The 19,167-nt window shown below is 43.9% G+C and carries 12 protein-coding genes; 6 read left to right on the forward strand and 6 right to left on the reverse strand.

The annotated features are described in order from the left end of the window. The first annotated feature begins 293 nt into the window (after positions 1 to 293). Together hemL and secA are read left to right on the forward strand one after the other, a co-directional pair. On the forward strand, positions 294 to 1,583 hold the full coding sequence (gene hemL / locus LP107_RS00080; protein ID WP_078274933.1) for a glutamate-1-semialdehyde 2,1-aminomutase: 1,290 nt from the start codon (positions 294 to 296) through the stop codon (positions 1,581 to 1,583). A 354-nt stretch (positions 1,584 to 1,937) separates the two neighbouring features. Continuing rightward, complete coding sequence (secA, locus tag LP107_RS00085; protein WP_078274934.1) at positions 1,938 to 4,826, forward strand: preprotein translocase subunit SecA; 2,889 nt, start codon at positions 1,938 to 1,940, stop codon at positions 4,824 to 4,826. Between the two features lie 57 nt (positions 4,827 to 4,883). Here the strand turns inward: secA and LP107_RS00090 are convergent, their stop codons facing one another. The 5 genes from LP107_RS00090 to LP107_RS00110 all read right to left on the reverse strand — a co-directional run bounded on the left by LP107_RS00090 (position 4,884) and on the right by LP107_RS00110 (position 14,519). Beyond that, complete coding sequence (locus LP107_RS00090) at positions 4,884 to 5,924, reverse strand: metallophosphoesterase (RefSeq protein ID WP_112741657.1); 1,041 nt, start codon at positions 5,922 to 5,924, stop codon at positions 4,884 to 4,886. A gap of 73 nt (positions 5,925 to 5,997) precedes the next feature. Next, positions 5,998 to 6,966, reverse strand: a complete 969-nt coding sequence (locus LP107_RS00095; protein ID WP_078274965.1) for a YheT family hydrolase — start codon at positions 6,964 to 6,966, stop codon at positions 5,998 to 6,000. Positions 6,967 to 7,067: 101 nt separating this feature from the next. Continuing rightward, positions 7,068 to 11,858, reverse strand: a complete 4,791-nt coding sequence (locus tag LP107_RS00100) for a RecQ family ATP-dependent DNA helicase (protein ID WP_078274966.1) — start codon at positions 11,856 to 11,858, stop codon at positions 7,068 to 7,070. 85 nt (positions 11,859 to 11,943) lie between these two features. Then, the gene (locus LP107_RS00105; RefSeq protein ID WP_112741658.1) at positions 11,944 to 12,591 is read right to left on the reverse strand and encodes a J domain-containing protein; all 648 of its coding nucleotides are present in this window, start codon (positions 12,589 to 12,591) and stop codon (positions 11,944 to 11,946) included. Beyond that, the gene (locus LP107_RS00110) at positions 12,588 to 14,519 is read right to left on the reverse strand and encodes an ABC-F family ATP-binding cassette domain-containing protein (RefSeq protein ID WP_078274968.1); all 1,932 of its coding nucleotides are present in this window, start codon (positions 14,517 to 14,519) and stop codon (positions 12,588 to 12,590) included. The genes LP107_RS00105 and LP107_RS00110 overlap by 4 nt, the downstream gene beginning before the upstream one ends. A 114-nt stretch (positions 14,520 to 14,633) precedes the next feature. On the opposite strand from LP107_RS00110, the gene erpA reads away from it, so the two are divergent. Further along, positions 14,634 to 14,966, forward strand: coding sequence for an iron-sulfur cluster insertion protein ErpA (gene erpA, locus LP107_RS00115; protein ID WP_062500809.1), 333 nt, complete (start codon positions 14,634 to 14,636; stop codon positions 14,964 to 14,966). Between the two features lie 74 nt (positions 14,967 to 15,040). Here erpA and LP107_RS00120 read toward each other — a convergent pair whose 3' ends face one another. Continuing rightward, the gene (locus tag LP107_RS00120) at positions 15,041 to 15,790 is read right to left on the reverse strand and encodes a DUF2939 domain-containing protein (RefSeq protein WP_112741659.1); all 750 of its coding nucleotides are present in this window, start codon (positions 15,788 to 15,790) and stop codon (positions 15,041 to 15,043) included. Positions 15,791 to 15,879: 89 nt separating this feature from the next. On the opposite strand from LP107_RS00120, the gene dnaJ reads away from it, so the two are divergent. The 3 genes from dnaJ (at position 15,880) to LP107_RS00135 (ending at position 18,977) form a co-directional block, all read left to right on the forward strand. Next, the gene (dnaJ, locus tag LP107_RS00125; RefSeq protein ID WP_112741660.1) at positions 15,880 to 17,070 is read left to right on the forward strand and encodes a molecular chaperone DnaJ; all 1,191 of its coding nucleotides are present in this window, start codon (positions 15,880 to 15,882) and stop codon (positions 17,068 to 17,070) included. A 254-nt stretch (positions 17,071 to 17,324) separates the two neighbouring features. Next, the gene (gene dapB, locus LP107_RS00130) at positions 17,325 to 18,119 is read left to right on the forward strand and encodes a 4-hydroxy-tetrahydrodipicolinate reductase (RefSeq protein WP_078274971.1); all 795 of its coding nucleotides are present in this window, start codon (positions 17,325 to 17,327) and stop codon (positions 18,117 to 18,119) included. Between the two features lie 120 nt (positions 18,120 to 18,239). Next, positions 18,240 to 18,977 carry a hypothetical protein gene (locus LP107_RS00135; protein WP_078274972.1) on the forward strand — a complete coding sequence of 246 codons (738 nt, stop codon included), beginning with the start codon at positions 18,240 to 18,242 and terminating at the stop codon, positions 18,975 to 18,977. Positions 18,978 to 19,167: the final 190 nt, after the last annotated feature.

Consider the following 19,167-nt stretch of genomic DNA (forward strand, 5'->3'; position numbering starts at 1 on the left):
GCTTTTTGCTCAATTTATTGTAATTTTATGTAAATAAATATTACGATAAATATTTTTTGTGTTATTTGTTGTACTATTATATCGGTTTTTTTGAAAAATTTAAATAAAAAATAGCATTTTTGTGTAAAATTCATCAGTATTTTTGTAAATTTCTATTTTTAACAAAACGAATGAATATTTCCAATCTCTTACCAAACACCCATTAAGCAAAATCAAATCAGACAGTCATGCCAAAAAATGATAAAATAGGCTGATTTGTTCATTTTCTTTTTATTAATAATATAGGAACTGCCATGACACTTACCGCCGACCAAGTCTTATTTGAAAAAGCCAAACGCCACATTCCAGGGGGTGTAAACTCGCCCGTGCGCGCTTTTGCAGGAGTGGGCGGTACGCCTGTGTTCGTGAGCCGTGCCAAGGGTGCGTATATGTACGACACCGAAGGGCGTGAATACATCGACTATGTGGGTTCGTGGGGGCCCATGATTTTGGGACATGCTCACCCCAAGGTCATCGATGCGGTAAAGCTCGCCTGTGATGACGGCTTGTCCTTTGGGGCTCCCACACCCTTTGAGACGACCATGGCGGATTTGATTGCCGATATTATTCCACACATTGAGCTCGTTCGCATGGTGTCATCAGGGACGGAGGCGACCATGAGTGCCATTCGTCTGGCTCGTGGCTACACAGGGCGAGACAAGATTGTCAAATTTGAAGGGTGCTATCATGGGCATTCAGATAGCCTACTTGTCAAGGCAGGCTCTGGTATGCTGGACATTGGCGAGCCGACATCCAAGGGCGTGCCTGCTGATTTTGCCAAGCATACCGTAACCTTGCCTTATAATGACATTGATGCGTTGCGTTCTGCCTTTGACAAATTTGGCGATGAATTTGCGTGCGTGATTTTAGAGCCGATAGCGGGCAACATGAACATGGTTATCCCAAGCCAAGAATTTCATAACACCCTGCGTGAGCTTTGCACCAAGCACGGGGTGGTGTTGATTTTTGATGAAGTGATGACGGGCTTTCGTGTGGGACTGCGTGGAGCAAGCAACCATTTTGGCATTACCCCCGACCTTAGCACCTTTGGCAAAATCATCGGGGCTGGCTTGCCTGTGGGAGCATTTGGCGGTAAGCGTGAGATTATGGAATGTATCGCTCCTTTGGGCGGTGTTTACCAAGCAGGGACATTGTCTGGCAACCCCTTAGCCATGCGTGCAGGTAAGGCGATGTTTGATGAATTAACTCGTCCGAATTTTTATGAAGAATTGACCGCCAAAACTGCCAAACTGGTAAACGGCTTACAAGCACTTGCCGACAAACACGGCATAGATTTTGCAAGCTGTCATGTGGGCGGTATGTTTGGGCTGTTTTTTGCCAAAGAATTGCCCAAAAACTTTAATGACGTGGCATGCGCCGACACCAAACGCTTTAACCAGTTTTTCCATGCCATGCTAAAACAGGGCATATACCTTGCTCCGTCTGCCTTTGAAGCGTCCTTTATGTCCATCGCCCATACCGATGACGACATTGAGCGGACACTTGTGTGTGCGGATAAGGCATTTGGTGAGCTGATTGGTTGATTTTTTAAAATTGACTACCATATAATTTGATTGTATTACTAGGGCGTGCCTACCCTTTATAACACTATTTACAATATAGACATATTTTAGAAAAACTAATCGTTTTTGCATGAAAAATGGCTATCCGACCACTTAATTTTTAAAATTAAGTTAAAATCTTAAGATTTATCAGATTAAGTGGTCGGATGTTTTTCATAATAAAAACTTGCCTGATAGAAAACTCACAGCCTCAAGTTTTTTCCTTGAAAAACGTGCGATTTTTCTCATTTTTCATTGCAAATATAAAAGTTCAACACGCCCTAATTAAAGTTGCTGTTATAAAATATTTTGCCCTGTGCAATTTGGAAAAAAACCATGTTAACAAAAGCCATCAGTGCTGTATTCGGCACCAAAAACGAACGTGAATTAAAGCGTATGCAAAGGCAGGTGGACAAGATTAACGCCCTTGAACCCACAATCTCAGCACTGTCTGATGATGAGCTACGCCAAAAAACCGATGAGTTTAAAAGCCGTCACGCCAATGGTGAGAGTCTTGATAAGCTCTTGCCCGAGGCGTTTGCCGTGTGCCGTGAAGCGTCCAAACGTGTGAACGGCATGAGACACTATGACGTCCAGCTCATCGGTGGCATGACCTTGCACGAGGGTAAGATTGCCGAGATGAAAACGGGCGAGGGTAAGACCCTAATGGCAACCCTTGCCATGTACCTAAACGCCATCAGTGGCAAGGGCGTGCATGTCGTAACCGTGAACGACTATCTGGCAGGGCGTGATGCTGAGCTAAACCGTGGGCTGTTTAGTTTCTTGGGGCTGACGGTGGGCGTGATTTATAGCCAACAGCCCCCCCATGAGAAATTTGATGCTTATCGTGCCGACATCACTTATGGCACCAATAACGAATACGGTTTTGATTATCTGCGTGATAACATGGTGTTTAGCAAAGATGAGAAAAAACAGCGTCCGCTCAATTACTGTATCATCGATGAGATTGACAGTATTTTGATTGATGAGGCTCGGACACCGCTCATCATCTCAGGGCAAGCCGAGGACTCGGCTCATCTGTATGCCTTGATTAACAACATCATTCCCCGCCTAAAAAAATCCGACAACGAAGAGGATAATAAAAACAACGTGGCGGAGGATTTTTGGATTGATGAGAAAAACCGAGCCATTGAGATTAGCGAAAAGGGCTATGAGAAAATTGAGCATTTTTTGGTGGAAGTGGGCGAGCTTGGCGAAAACGAAAGCCTATACAGTCCTGCTCGCTTGCCTCTACTGGCTCATGTGCAGGCGGCGATTAGGGCTCATCATCTGTTTATTAAAAACGTGCATTATATCATCTCTGATGATAATGAGATTGTCATTGTGGACGAAAATACGGGGCGTACCATGCCGGGCAGACGGTGGAGCGAGGGGCTACACCAAGCGGTAGAAGCCAAAGAAGGCGTGGAAATTCAAGCCGAAAACCAAACCATGGCGACCACCACGTTCCAAAACTATTTTCGTCTGTATGACAAGCTCTCTGGCATGACAGGGACAGCAGATACCGAAGCGGCGGAGTTTAAATCGACTTATGACATTGATGTGGTCATCATTCCAACGCACCGTCCGATTGCTCGTGTGGATTTAAACGACCAAATTTTCTTATCCAAATTGGGCAAATATCAAGGGATTATCCGTGAGATTCGCCAAATCACTGCCAAGGGCGCACCTGTGCTGGTCGGTACGGCAACCATTGAGGCAAGTGAGGAGCTGTCGTATTTGCTTGACCAAGCTGGCATTAAACACAACGTCCTAAACGCCAAACAGCACGAACGAGAAGCCGAAATCATCGCCCAAGCAGGCAGACCGTCTGCGGTAACCATTGCCACCAATATGGCAGGCCGTGGTACGGATATTATCCTAGGTGGTAACTGGCAGGCGGAGATAGAGGATTTGGACGCACTCACCGATGCCCAAAAGAGCGAGTTACAAAGCCAATGGCAAGCTCGCAACGAAGCGGTCAAAGCGGCAGGGGGTCTGCACATCATCGGCTCTGAACGCCACGAATCACGCCGCATTGATAACCAGCTTCGTGGGCGTGCAGGGCGACAAGGCGACCCTGGTCAGTCTCGCTTTTTCTTGTCATTAGAAGATGACTTGATGCGGATTTTTGCAGGCGACCGTGTGGTGTCGATGATGCGTGCCATGGGGCTAAAAGAGGACGAAGCCATTGAACATAAAATGGTGTCTCGCTCGATTGAGAACGCACAGGGAAAGGTAGAAGCTCGTGATTTTGACGCTCGCAAAAGCTTGCTAAAATATGATGATGTCGCTAACGAACAGCGTAAGGTTATCTATGGACAGCGTGATGGCTTGCTAGAAGAGGTTGATTTACAAGAGTCCATCAAAGCTATGCACCATGAGGTGTATAACGCTCTTATCACGCAGTTCGTGCCAGAGGGTTCGGTCGATGACCAGTGGAACATTGACGGGCTAGAAGATGAGATTGAGGACGCCTTTGGCTATTATATGCCGATTAATGATTGGCTAGATGCTGACCGCCGTCTTGATGAAGAGGGCTTGCGTGCTAAGATTATTGATTTTGCCATCGCCCATTATCAGAAAAAACGTGAGTCTATGGGCGAGCAAAACGCTGCCCGATTGGAGCGTGATTTTATGCTCCGTAACCTTGATCGCCATTGGAAAGAGCATTTGACCCAAATGGATCAGCTCCGTAAAGGCATTCATTTGCGTAGCTACGCCCAAAAGAATCCTGAGCAAGAGTACAAGCGTGAATCTTTTGATTTGTTCCAGTCCATGCTTGGGGCGATTAAATCAGACGTGGTGCAGGACTTGGCACGGGTGCATATCGCAACCCCAGAAGAGATTGCCCAAATGGAAGAAGAACGTCGCCGTCAAGCCGAGATGATGCGACTGCATTTCGAGCATAATGACATGGGGCTAGAAGGCGAGATTGTCACCGATGAGAGTCGCCCACGAGCCACCCAAAACGTTCAGCGTATCACGGTCAGTCTGGGCGGTGCGGCATCCATGCCGAACCTTTCGCCAAACGGTCACGTCAATACCAACACTAATACCAACGCCAATACTGGCACTGACACCAACCAAAGCATGGCAGATGTGAGCGATACCACAGCACCCCAAAGCATCGATGATGTCTTTATCCCTGCCAATATCAACCGTAACGCCCCCTGCCCCTGCGGTAGTGGCTTAAAGTATAAGCAATGTCATGGTAAGATTTAGCATTTAAAAACATAACCATCAAAAAAAAGGGCGTCATGCCCTTTTTGTTTTAAACTCTCACTTGCCACGCATGTCAATTATCCATACTTCTGCTTGTGAGCCCAAGCGCAACGGCACGCCCCAAAAGCCATAGCCTGATGAGACCACCACATGCGTGCCGTTGATTTTTTCGTGTCCGTATGCCACACGGTTGATGGCTTTGACGATAAAATTGGCAGGGAAAACTTGTCCGTTGTGGGTATGCCCTGATACTTGTAGGTCTATGGGTAGCTGTACATTTTGGACAATCTCGCTTGGTCTGTGGTCAAGCAATATCACAGGATAGCGAGTATCCACGCCACGCATGAGCTCGTGCGTGGGCAGACGGTCGGCGTAATGGTCATCATATCGCCCGATAATCGTCATTGGCACGTCATTGATAATAAACATCTGAGCGGTGTCATCAAGCAGTATCGCTCCGCTATCACGCACCGCCTGTACGATGGCATGGCGTTCTTTGGCGTTATACAGGTCGTGATTGCCAAGGCTTGCGATGAGATTGCCATTGACTGATTTGACCAAATTGTCAAAAGCGGTGTGCATTTTTTCGCCATGATAAACATGCGTGTCATCATCCATAATGTCGCCCGGCATGAGCAGTACGTCTGCTTTTTCACGTTTTAAAATGTCTGCCAAACGTTTAAGCTGGCGACTGCCGACCAAAGAACCCAAATGGGTGTCGCTTGCCACAGCGACCCTGACAGGATTCATCGGTTTGTCAATCTGTATGGATAGATGTCGCACCACAGGCGTGTAGGCGTTATAAACGGACAAGCCAACCAATCCAATAAAGCTTGCCACGCCAAAGGTACGCACCATCACCCCATCTACCCCGCCCATGATAGTACCAAAAGATGAGATGTGTTTTATGGCAATCACAAGCAGTGTGGTCATGATGATACTTAGCACACCAAGCCACAGCACCGCCATATAACTCATACCAAAGCGGAACATGCCCACAAACAGCGTAACCAAAAACAAATGCGTGATGACAAACATACCCACAAACACCGCCGTTTTGGCATTGGGTAATTGGGTAGATAAGGTTTGATAAGCCAAAATATGCCCTTTGCTCCGATGTAAGTAAACAGCTCAATGAGTAAAATCGTTGTGGCTAAAAAGAAAAGTCGTCTCATTGTCCCACCCCAAAAAACCCCATCACCTGCCGACCGATAAAGCCCGTATCAAACGAGCGAGTGCGATAATCATAATCCAAAAACCCAATATGCCCACCATATCTGGTGTCCAATAGACGCACATCATCAGACACGTCCGAGCGTTCGGCAGTTACGCCCAAAAATGGGTCGTCTTGGGCTGTGATGATGAGCGTGGGTTTGTTGATGTGGATAAGAAAAGGCAAAGCAGACGACTGACGATAGTAGTCGTTTTTGGAGCGAAAGCCATGACGGGGAGCGGTAAAAACATTGTCAAAATCACCCAAGCGTTTGGCGGATTTAAGAATATTCATCTCATCGGTGGTGAGATGGTTGTCTAGGGCTTTTTTAATGATGGGGTTTAGCAGGTATGGCGTGTAAATGTGTCGCCCTAAAAGTCGCTCCATAGCCACTGAACTGCTTGCCAAGTCCACAGGAGCGGATACCACCACCGCACGCTGACAAATCACGTCTGTGCCATATTCGCCCATGTATTTGGCAAGGGCATTGCCCCCAAGAGACACGCCAACGGCATAGATGTGGGCAAATTCGTTTTGTAAATGTGTCAAATTATGATGAATCTCGCCAGTATCCCCTGCGTTATAAAATACCTTGCCTGAGACCGCCACACCGCCACACGAGCGAAAATGAGCGACCACAAAATGACAATTTGCCCCGTGTACTGCAAAAGCGAGCGACTTGGCATAATGGCTTTGGCTTGACCCTTCCATGCCATGAAATAGCACGATGAGTGGTTTTTGGTATTTGCCGTCCACCTTGACATCGTCAGTCAGTAGGTAATCAAACGCCACATCGCTTTCATTCAAAGAATCTTTGATGAGCTTGCGTGTATAATTGGGCGTGTATTTGACGATGTAGCGGGGCAAAATGGTTTGTAGGTGGGGATTTTTAAGCCAAATGGGTGGGTGAAAGGTGGTTGTCATCATATTAATAATGGCTGATTAATAAAGTAGCTATTTTAGTACAAATGTAATAATTTTTCAATGTAAAATAAATTAAAGATTTGTATAAAATTAATTGCTTAATATCAATAACTTTGTAAATAAATAATTGGTAAAATAATACGATATTCTTTTTGGGTATTTTTATCATACCATAAAACAATAAAATTTATTTCACTGCCAATAACATAATAGCCTTTCTTTAAATATTTACCTAGCTTGGGAATAAACTTCGATTTAGAAAAAGCAAACAATTGTTTTTGGTCATAAAATACACCAGTATCATTTGCAAATAAGGCATCACCAGCATTCAAGCAATTTTTAATCAGTTCTTGTTTTTCTTTAAAATGACCCAAATTTACATCTTCATGGGTTAAATATAGTGCTAACTGTTTTACTTCTTTCTTGGTATGCGTATAATTTGCCATATCAATATTTTGGCATAACTCAAATAGCCCTTTTTGATTGCTTAAAATACTTAAATGCTGTTTGGCACGAGAAAACGCAACATATAGCACCCTTTTTTCATCGTCTGTTTGGTATTTAGGATTGTCCAAATATACAAAAACACTGTCGTATTCTCGTCCTTTGGCTTTGTGAATGGTAGAAACAAAAATACCGCCCGTTTCTACGTGATAAAAGTTTTCCAATCTTGATTCTTCTATAAAAATACGCCAATCTGACACATATTTTTGATTGGGATTTGCCAATTCAAAAGCATTGATTAAATTGTTTAGTAAAAATAGATTTTTACTGTTTTTGCAACGCTCGTTATTGGTTTTTTCTTTGGCGGATTGCCAAGTGGTATCATCAATTAAAGATTGATGTTCTGCAATCTTTAAATAATGGTCAAATACCCGTACTTCTAATAAATCTTTTACCTTAAATCCGTCATTGGACTGCACCAATTTACACGGTAAATTGTGCTGTCTTAATTGTCCTGCAATATAAATCGCTTCTTCATTGGTTTGGGTTAATATGCCAATACTGCCACCCAGCAAGATTTTTTGCTTTACCTGTTCTATTAAATAAGGCATAACATCGCCAGAATAATGTACGCCTTTTACTTTTTCTTGTGCATTATTAACAGCAATGATTTCTTCACTTTTTAAACGGTTGTGAATATTTTTAGCAAAATGATTGCAAAAATCCACAATGTGCTTTTGACTTCTATAATTATGCGTTAGATAATGGCGTGTCGCCCCCATATCGCACAACCGCCCCATATAATCAGGACTTGCCCCCATAAAAGTATAAATGGTTTGGTCATCATCACCCACCGCAATCACTCGCATTTCTTCATTTTTTGCCATCAAAGTTTGAATTAACTCAAATTGGGTTTTATTCATATCTTGGGCTTCATCAATGACCAACACTAACTTGGCAATACGACTTTCTTCTACTTCGCCCTTGTTAATTTTATCAATCGCTTGTTTAATGATTTTATCGGCGTCTTTCAAATCACCAACCCGTCCCAATAAATCAAAACAATAAGAATGAAAAGTCTTTATTTCAATAAATCGTCCTGCATTACCTAAAAGCTCCACCAAACGCGATTTAAATTCTATGGCGGCGGCACGAGAAAAGGTGAGCATTAATAATTGCTCGTGTTTAATGTCTTCCATTTGATAAAGACTTGCCAATTTATGCACCAGCACCCTTGTTTTGCCACTGCCTGCGGTTGCAAATACCACCATATGCTGACTTTGATTGTCATTAATAATAGCTAATTGCTCGCTTGATAGATTACCAAACCACTCATTAAAGCGTTGTTCGGTCATATTTTTATTTAAAACATCGCTGTTTTTAAAATAGGTTTTTAAAAACTTTTGATACTCTTGGCTAAAATAATCATTGACAAGTTGTAGGGCGGATTCTTGATTTTCGGTCATTAAATTGGCATATTTACCGACAATATGAATTTGCTCACGGCGAGTTTTATAATAATGATAGAGTTTTTTATAATCGTCTTTGGTGTATTGTTTTCTATTATCCATTTCTAGGCGTGTTAAATGTAGCCGTTGATACATCACCAAAAATCCACCGTCAATTTTAATTAATCCCATTCTGGAAATATAAAATAAAGCGTCTTCTAACTCATCAAAGCTAATTTTGGATTTTTGACCATTATAAAAAGCCGATTGTAATTCTCCCAATGAAAAATCAACGGGCAAAGTCTCATTACTTTTATCGCTTTTTTCTTTATTTTGTGCTTGTGCCAGTTGATATAAATAACCTGCAAGCCAAATGGCTTTTTCTTTTTTATTTTGCATAAAAGCCAAAATATCATCATAAGAATGATTTAGCTCATAATTGATTTCTTGATAAGACTCTTCGGCTCGTTTTATCCAGTTTTTTATTTTCCAAAAAGTAAGTAAAGATTTAATGGTTTTTGGACTGATTTTATCATGATGATATTGATTGGCAAATTTATGGTTGAGTGCTTTTAGGCTTGTGCATAATACCCCTTCGCCCAGTTGAAATTGTTCCAATAATAAAAGCTCAATGCCATACAATTCATTAATTTTATTAACAATCGGATAACTTCGGCTATTTTTAGGAATATAGGCTTGTAAATCTTGTTGGTCGGCTAAGATTTCTTCTTTTCTCATTAAAGTAATGAGTTTGACGACTTTTTCGGTTTGTAATCCCAAAACATCAGCAATATAGTCCACTCGGGATTCTGCTTGTTCATCGGTTAATTGCCTTTGACTTCTTTGTGAAAAGAGTTTTTTGATAATACGAATGGCGGTTTGTTTATCATCAAAAGCAATTAAAGTAGAATTGTTGATTTTTTCAATGGCGGTTTGGGTATTGGGCGACAAAATACTATTGGCAAAAACCTTTGGCATATTTTGCCCACGCTTAACATAACCAGATTCTTCTAGGGCATTAATCGCGGTAGTAACACGAGTTTCTATGTCATTAATTTCATCATTCCATCCTGCTTGGCGGGCGATTTCTAGGGCGGAAATGGACATTGCTTTATTTTTGGCAAACTTTTCTTTTAAGGCACGCCATATTTGCCCGATTTCTTTTTGTGATATTTTGGTTTGATTTAATAAAATAAAATGCTTATCCAAATCATCATTGGAAAATAACACATAGCATTTGGCTTGTATATTTTCATCTCGTCCTGCACGTCCTGCTTCTTGCACATAATTTTCCAAAGAATCGGATATTTCAAAATGCACCACCAAGCCCACATCTTTTTTGTCTACGCCCATTCCAAACGCAGAAGTTGCCACCATTATTTGCGTTTCGCCCGTGATAAAGCTATTTTGATTAAATATCTTTAATTCGCTGTCCATTTTGCCGTGATAGGGCAAGGCATTAAATCCGTCTTGGGATAATTGCGTGGCAATCTCTGCAGTTTTTTTGGTACGAGAAACATAAATAATCGTTGGACAGTCATAAATTTGAATCAGTTCTCGCAGTGTTTGGTATTTTTGTTCTTCATTATTTTGGGGAATGACTTGATATTGCAAATTTTTTCTTTCAACACTTGCCGAAAATAATTTTAATTCCAAATCCAATTGTTCTTTAAAATAATGTTTGATATCAAGAATGACTTGTGGTTTTGCAGTGGCGGTAAAACAAGACACAGGAATATTGAGCCCAACCATTTTTTGGCTTTGAATGCGGTTAATAAATTCGCCAATGTACAAATAATCCACCCGAAAATCTTGCCCCCACGCCGAAAAACAGTGAGCTTCGTCAATGACAAAACGAGCAACCGTACGACTGGCAATTAAATTTTCAATGGTGCGAGAACGCAAACTTTCAGGCGAAATGTATAATAAACTTGCCGTGCCGTCTTTAATACGAGTAATGGCTTTTTGGCGTTCTATGGGGTCAAGCAGTCCATTAATGGTAACTGCTTCGGTAATACCACGACTTTCTAAATTGTCCACTTGGTCTTTCATTAAAGATTGCAAGGGCGAAATAATAACCGTCAAGCCTTTTTTATTTTCTCCAGCCATTAATGCAGGAATTTGAAAAGTAATGGACTTTCCGCCCCCTGTGGGAAATACCGCTAATAAAGACTCACCATTAATGGCAGACTGTACTGCCTGTGCTTGTAATGGCTTATCATCATAACTTCTAAAATCATCATAACCAAAATATTTACCCAGTGCTTTTTTGGCATTTAATTTCTCATCACAATAAACACAGGATTTATGACACGGTGTGGCACGAAGTTCATTAAAAATATACTCAATTTCTGGGTGTTTATATAACACCCAGCTTGGGTTAATAGAATGGCGTTCATCACACTCAATGAGTGCCAAAACATGACACAGTCCAATCGGATATTTTTGAATAAACTCATTTAAGATGGAATGCTCGCAAATTTTATGTTGAAAGTGATTTTTAATGAGCGTAACGATTGATGAGCACTCTTGATTAAAATTAACAATTTTAAAAAATGGTGCAAACCCTGCTTTTTCTTTTAATAACTGATAAAAGATGATTTTTAAATTTTCTGATAATTGATGAAAAGCGATGATTTCTTGTTCTAACAGCTCTCTTATAATCATACAATCATTTAGAGGATTGTTGGAGTTTTCAAAATCGGTTTTATAGTCTTTATTTAGGGCGTGATACGGTCTTTTTGGAAATAATAAGGCGGACAAATAGAGCGTATCAATAATGTCTGTGGGATTTTTATTAATGCTTTGCAAATCCGATTGAATATAAGTATAATCGTGATTTAAAAAATTATGCCCACAGATAAAATCTGCGTCTTTTATTTGGTTGATAATCTCACTAATTTTGGCAGTATGTAGATTTTTATCGGCAAAAACCGCCCCAATGTCCATAATCTTTTTGGTATGGGTGTCAATTTCTAGGTCAAGGTAGGCAATGTAAGGCATGGGGTTTGGGTGCTGATGAATTTGGTTTAGTTTATAAAATTTTTGGGTAAAAATCCAGTCGTTAGCACTTTTCTATCCATGTATGTTAATTGGCAATCCGTATCACAAACCACACCCCCACACCCCCAATCGTGAGCTTGATTTGTGAGCCGTCTGTTAGACCTTGCGGGAGTGTGGTGCGAACGGTGCGACCTTGATGGGTAAAGGTGATTTGTCCGCCCTGCTGACTAAGCTCCCTACTGATGACGAGCGTGGGGAAGGTGTCTTTTGGGGGTTTGCTCGCTTCTTTGGCAGTTTGGGCGATGATGGTTTGGGCTTTGGCAAGTAGGGCTTTGGCATTTTTAAAAATGCCCTTATCCGCTTGCCAATCTCTTTGTAATTCGTGGATACGCTTTTCGGCAAAGTTGGCAAATCTTTGGGCGTTTGTTTCAAATTTTTGCAAATTTGCCATAACAGTGGGCGATTTTTGGATTTCTTGGTTGATTTTTTGGGTCAATTTGCCTACCGCACTAAAATAGACGGCGTGATACACGTCATATTCGGCACGTTTTTTGGGGTCTTTTAGGGTGGCGTAGGCTTCGTTTATTAGTACGATTTGTCCGCCTTCGCCTGCACGGTCGGGGTGGTGGCGTTTGGCAAGCTGACGGTAGGCGTGCTTGATGTCGTCCGTGCTGGCGGATTTTGGCACGCCTAAAATGGCATAATAATCGTGTTTGGGGGGCTGTTTTTTCACGACAAAGCATTCTCCAACGTTTCAAGTTCGTCCATTTTTAACAGTAAATTCTCTTCGATGTCCGCCACTTGTTTTTGCCATTCGCTTTGTTTGGCAAGTAGATTTAGCAATTTATCCTTATTGTCATCATCGTACAGACTTTGGTCGGATAAGGCGTGTTCAATCTCGCCAAGCTCGCTGGTGAGTTTATCTAGCTCTTTTTCGAGTTTTTCAATCTCTTTACGAAGTGGGGCGGTTTTTTGGCGGTTTTCGGCATTTTTTTTGCGGATTTCTTCTTTGGATAGGGCAGGTTTGTCGCTGACGGCCGTGGTGGTGTTGGCTTTGGTCTCTTTATTTTCTGCCTTGTTTTGGGCAAGTTTGGCAAGGCGAGCCTGTCTTAAATGCTCAGCATAGTCCGCCATGTCGCCTGTAAATTCGTCCGCTCGTCCGTCCGCCACCAGCATGAGATTGTCGCAGACGTTCATCACCAAATCCCTATCGTGCGAGACTAGGATTAACGCCCCCTCAAAGTTTTGTAGGGCGAGCATGAGAGCGTTACGCATGGATAGGTCAAGGTGGTTGGTCGGCTCGTCCAGCACCAGCACGTTGGGGCGTTGCCAGACGATAAGGGCGAGGGTTAGCCGTGCTTTTTCGCCCCCAGAAAACAGACGGCAAGGTGTGTCAATCTTATCGCCACGAAAATTAAAACTGCCCAAAAACGCCCGCAAATCCGCGTCCGATGTCGTGCCAGCCAGTCGCCTAAGCAAAATGAGCGGGGTGGCAGATTCGTCCAATGCGTCCATTTGGTGCTGATTAAAATAGCCAAGCATGAGATTATCAGACGCTCGGTGCGTGCCTGAAAGTAGCGGTAAATCGCCCACAAGTGCCTTAATCAGTGTACTTTTGCCTGCCCCATTTGCCCCAAGCACGCCAAGCCGTGTGTCGGGCGTGATTTGCAAATTGACCCTATTTATCAAGGGCTTATCATAGCCGATAGACGCATTATCTAGGCTGATGAGCGGTGATGATAAGGCGGTAGGTGGATAAAACGCAAAACTAAACTCACTGTCCGCCATGACGGGAGTGATGTCGGTCATGTTGGCAAGCTGTTTGACACGGCTTTGGGCTTGTTTGGCTTTGGTGGCTTTTGCCCCAAAACGGCGAATGAAGTTTTCAAGGTGAGCCTTAATCGCTTCTTGGCGTTCAAAGGTTTGTTGTTGCTGGGCTAAGCGTTCGGCTCGGGTGCGGATAAATTGGGCATAGTTGCCAGTGTAGAGCGTGATGCTCTCTTGCTCAATGTGGGCGATGTGCGTACAAATGGTATCCATAAAGGCTTGGTCGTGGCTGATAACGATGATGAGACCGTCAAATTTACCAAGCCAATCTTCGAGCCACAAAATCGCATCTAAGTCTAAATGGTTGGTCGGCTCGTCAAGCAGTAGCACGTCTGCTCGGTGCATGAGCGTGCGAGCTAGGTTTAATCGCATACGCCAACCGCCCGAAAACTCACGCACCATACGGGTATGTTCATGCTCGCCAAATCCTAGCCCTGACAAAATCTGACTTGCCTTAGACGGCGTGCGATAGCCGTCTATCTCATCAAACCTTTGGTAAATGGGGGCGATGTCATGCTCGGATAAGGCGGATTGGTTTTGGATTTTGTCGTTAAGACGATACCATTCATCATCGCCTGATAATACATAGTCTAGGGCGGTCTGCTCGCTGGCGTGGACTTCTTGTGCCATGTGGGCGATTTGCCAGTTTTTTGGCATGGACACACTGCCCGCGTCCGTGCCATGCTCGCCTAAGAGTGTGGCGAACAGCGTGGATTTGCCCGTGCCGTTGTTGCCAGTGAGTCCGATAGTTTGACCTTGATGAAGTTGTAGATTGACCCCGCTAAACAGCAGGCGACCGTCTCGGCGGACGGCGACTTGGGAGAGTTCTATCATGGTTTTTTGTGCAAATTATAAAAATTATCCATTATACCTTGTATCGCTAAAATTTGGGCTTATTATGGTATAATCATCCCTAAGAATTGTAAAAATTTTAAAAAGAGAAAAACCATGCAAAATGTCATGACCCTAACCGACAATGCCGCCAAAAAATTACAAAAACTAAAAGATGCCGAAGGCAATCATGAGCTCATGCTTCGGGTCTATGTCACAGGCGGTGGCTGTTCGGGTTTTTCCTACGGCTTTGATTTTGCCGATGAGCTAGACGATGATGATGCCACCTTTGACAATGGCGATGCCACGCTCGTGGTGGACAGTCTTAGCTATCAGTATCTACACGGCTCAACGATTGACTATATCGAAGGGCTTGAAGGTTCTCGCTTTGTCGTGGACAATCCCAACGCCACGACTACCTGTGGCTGTGGCTCGTCTTTTTCGATTTAGTTTGAGGATTCTTGGATTGGTAGCAATCAAACCGTCTTAATGGCGGTTTTGTTTTGCACGTTCAGTCTGACAAATCAAGGCAGTACAATATTAACTATCTGCCAGTCTAGCACTTGATGGCGGTGCATGATGATGGTATAGGGCTTATCTTTGATGGTGGTATCAACTTCAAAGCAGTTGATACCACAGTACGACAGCTTGGGCTGGGTTGGCTGTCCGATGTTATCGCTTGCCTTGGTAGCGATGGCGGTTTTTTGATTATTGATGGCGATGTTCATGTCGCCTGTGCTGATGTAGTCGGTGAGCAGTCGTTCGGTATCAACATAACCGCCAAATAAGGCAATGCCCACAAGCATGGGTTCAATCTCAGGCTGAACGTCGCCTTGGGCAAGCCGAGTTAGATTCTCAGGGGTAATGCCCTTATCCACGGCAGTATTGATAAAGCTGTGGGCGATGGTATTAAGCTTGGCACCATCTAGCCCAAGCAGTCCGCCAAAGAGTGGCAAACCCTGCACCACGTCGTTAGAGCCGAGCCAGTTATCGGTTTTGGTGATGAGCTGATGTTTTAGGTTTGGGCGTAGTGTCTCAAAGTCTATACTGTTAATAATGGGGGCGTAGTCGCCATTGTCATAAGCGTTTTTTAGGGTGTAGAGCTTATAATAGGGCGAGCCTGCCACGATGACAAGGGCGATGATGACAAGTGCCAAGAGCAGTTTGGTGATTTTCATAAACACATGATGATAATAGGGATGATGTGGGGTATTTTGCCATAAATTTTTGAAAATTGGTAAAAAATCACACCAATCACGCTTGATAAATGGCATAAAAGCACCATAAATAGGCAAGTTTTTATTTTTGCAAATCGTGACCTTTTTGGGTCGCCTAAGTAGCCAAAAGCCAATCAGGACAACACATGAGTAAAGATTTTTATACCATTTTGGGCGTGGACAAGTCGGCAGACGATAAAGAGATTAAAAAAGCCTACCGCCGTCTTGCGATGAAATATCACCCCGACAAAAATCCAGACAACCCAAGTGCCGAAGAAAAGTTTAAAGAAGCGACGATGGCGTATGAAGTGCTTTCGGATGCTCAAAAACGTGCCACTTATGACCGCATGGGACACAGTGCCTTTGAGCAGGGCATGAATAACGGTGGTTTTGGCAATGCTGGCGGATTTAGTGCCGATGACCTAAACGACATCTTTGGCAGTTTCTTTGGCGGTGGGGCTCGTGGTGGTTTTAGTGGCGGTGGCGGTTTTGGCGACATCTTTGGTGATATGTTTGGCAACTCTCGTGGCTCTTCTCGTGCTAGCAAAGGAGCGGATTTGCTCTACCAAATCAATCTCACCCTAGAAGAAGCGGTGGCTGGCTGTAAAAAAGAAATCACATACAGCACGAGCGTTCACTGTGAGACCTGCGATGGTAAAGGGGCGAAGTCTGCCAGCGATGTCGTCAGCTGTCCTACCTGTGGCGGACATGGTCAGGTGCGTGTCCAACAGGGCTTTTTTGTCATGCAGCAAACTTGCCCTGACTGCCGCGGCACTGGCAAAAAAATCAAAAACCCCTGCCACAACTGCCATGGCAAAGGCAAACAGCACAAATCTCAGACCCTAGAAGTCTCCATCCCTGCCGGCGTGGACAATGGCGACCGTGTCCGCCTATCAGGCAAGGGCGAAGCGGGCGACAGTGGCATGCCAAATGGTGACCTATATGTCGAGATTCATGTCAGACCGCACGACATCTTTATCAGAAATGGGGCGGATTTGCACCTTGATATTACTGTCAATATCGCCACCGCCGCACTTGGCGATGAAGTAGAAATCCCCACGTTAGGCGGTGGTCGCCTAAAAATCAAAGTCGCCGAAGGCACCCAAAGTGGCAAGCTCCTGCGTGTGCGTGGCAAGGGTGTAACGACCGTGCGTGGTGGCATGCAGGGCGATTTAATTTGTCGCATTATCGTTGAGACACCCACTAACTTGACAAGCGAACAAAAATCCCTGCTCGAACAATTCGCCAAAACCCTAAATGGCGACAACGGAGTAAGTGCCAAGAAAAAAGGCTTTTTTGATAAAATCAAAGATGAAGTTAAAGACATTTTTGATTAAACCTAACCTTTCAAATAAAACACGGTAAAATTTTACCGTGTTTTTTATTTTTGGTGGTAGCCTAAAAAGTATGCCAAACTAGGTTTTCCGTTCGCTCTGAGCCATGCCTACGGGTCGGAAAACCGTTATGAGCAGGCAATAGTTTTCCCTTGTAGCATGCTTTTTGAGCCAAAATCTTATTTTTTAAATTTACTTTTGGCAAATTTTTGGTTATCATCAAATCATCTTAAACTTTAATCCCAAGGAAAATCATCATGGCACTAAACATCGCAATCATGGGTGCATCAGGTCGCATGGGGCGTATGCTCATCCAGTCCACACTAGACAACCCCAAAGCCAACCTAGCGGGAGCATTTGTCCGTTCTATATCTAGCCTTATCGGCGTGGACGCAGGCGAGTTTGTGGGCGTGGGTAAATGTGGGGTTACACTCTCTACGCTAGATTTGTCAGGGGTGGACGTGCTCATCGATTTTAGTTTGCCCGATGCCTTAGATGAGGTGTTAGAGGCGTGTATCGCCAACAAAGTCGCCCTTGTCATGGGAGTAACAGGGCTTGACGAAGCCCAAGAAGCCAAACTGCATGAGGCAAGCAAACACATCCCTATCGTCTATGCTGGCAACTACTCCACAGGGGTGAATTTGTCGTTAAATCTACTTGCCACCACCGCCAAAGTGCTAGGCATGGACGCAGATGTCGAAATCATCGAACATCATCACAAACATAAGCTAGACGCACCGTCCGGCACGGCTCTCATGATGGCAAATGCGGTGGCAGATGCCCGTGGACAAACGCTCAAAACATCCGCTGTCTATGGCAGACAAGGGCAAGCCAAACGCACCGATGGCGAGATTGGCATTCATGCGGTGCGTGGAGGTGAGATTGTCGGTGAACATACTGTGGAATTTATCATGAATGGCGAGATTGTCGAGATTACCCACAAAACCCAAAGCCGTATGACCTTTGCCAATGGGGCAGTACGAGCTGGCTTGTGGCTCCATAACCAACCTGCACAGCTGTATGACATGCAGGACGTGCTTGGGTTGAAATAAATGGCTTGTCAAATGGTTTGACTGGTAATTTTTGCACACAATAAACCTACAAGCTCCTTTCTAAAAAAGGTTAAAATAGCTAAAAGTTACTTAAAAAGCCATTTTAACCTTTTATTTTTTATGAAAAAACCACTCATCATTTTAAGCTTTCTTGCCACGCTCGCCCACGCCAACACCCAAATGTATGTCATTCACACCTATGGCGGCCCTGCCCTACTTGACATCATCCAAGATGAGCTTGGCAATCGTGGCACGGCACGGCTATATCAAGACAAACTCATCATCAAGGCGACCCCTGCCGACTATGAGCGTATCTCCGCCCTTGTCCGTCAAGTGGATGTTGCCCCCACCCAGCTTAACATCTCGCTTGCCCTAAACAACCAAACCGCCCAAAGCAGTCAAGGCGGTCATGTCAATGTCGGCATCTCTCGGCAGGTGTGGATAAACGGGCAATATCACAACACCCAAAGCCAAAGCACCACAAATCAGCACTACACCGTACAAACCCTGTCAGGCTCGCCTGTGTCTATCACTCAAAGCACGCTCATCGGGCTTGTAGGTGGGCAAGCTCATCAGCGATATGGCAGAGTGTGGGTGAATTTTGGTGCGTCTTGGGTGGCGCTCACAGATGGTTTTTCTGCCAAAGCGACCGTCTCACCAAACGGTCAAATCCGCCTAAGTCTACACCAGTCGGCACGCACAGGCACGCTTAGCATCCAAAATCTATCCAATGACATCATGCTACACCGTGGACAATGGACAAAAATCGGCGACATTCGCACCGACAACACCACACGTGGGAGCTATGGCACGAGCCAATATTCACAGACCATGCCGATTTGGGTTAGGGTGGATTGATGGTAAGATATTGTATATGATTATCATTTATTATATTAGGCATGTCTTGAGCCATATTGGGTGTTTGCTTAAATCAATAGTTTTAAAAATTAAAAATAATCTTTTAAAAAAACCATACAGCTAACAAAATTGAATTTTACCACGGAAACTGTTCGCCCTGAGCTATTTTCCGTCATGGTTCGACAGGCTC

Origin of the sequence: Moraxella bovis (genome assembly GCF_025985205.1) — a bacterium.
GTDB classification, from domain to species: Bacteria; Pseudomonadota; Gammaproteobacteria; order Pseudomonadales; family Moraxellaceae; genus Moraxella; species Moraxella bovis.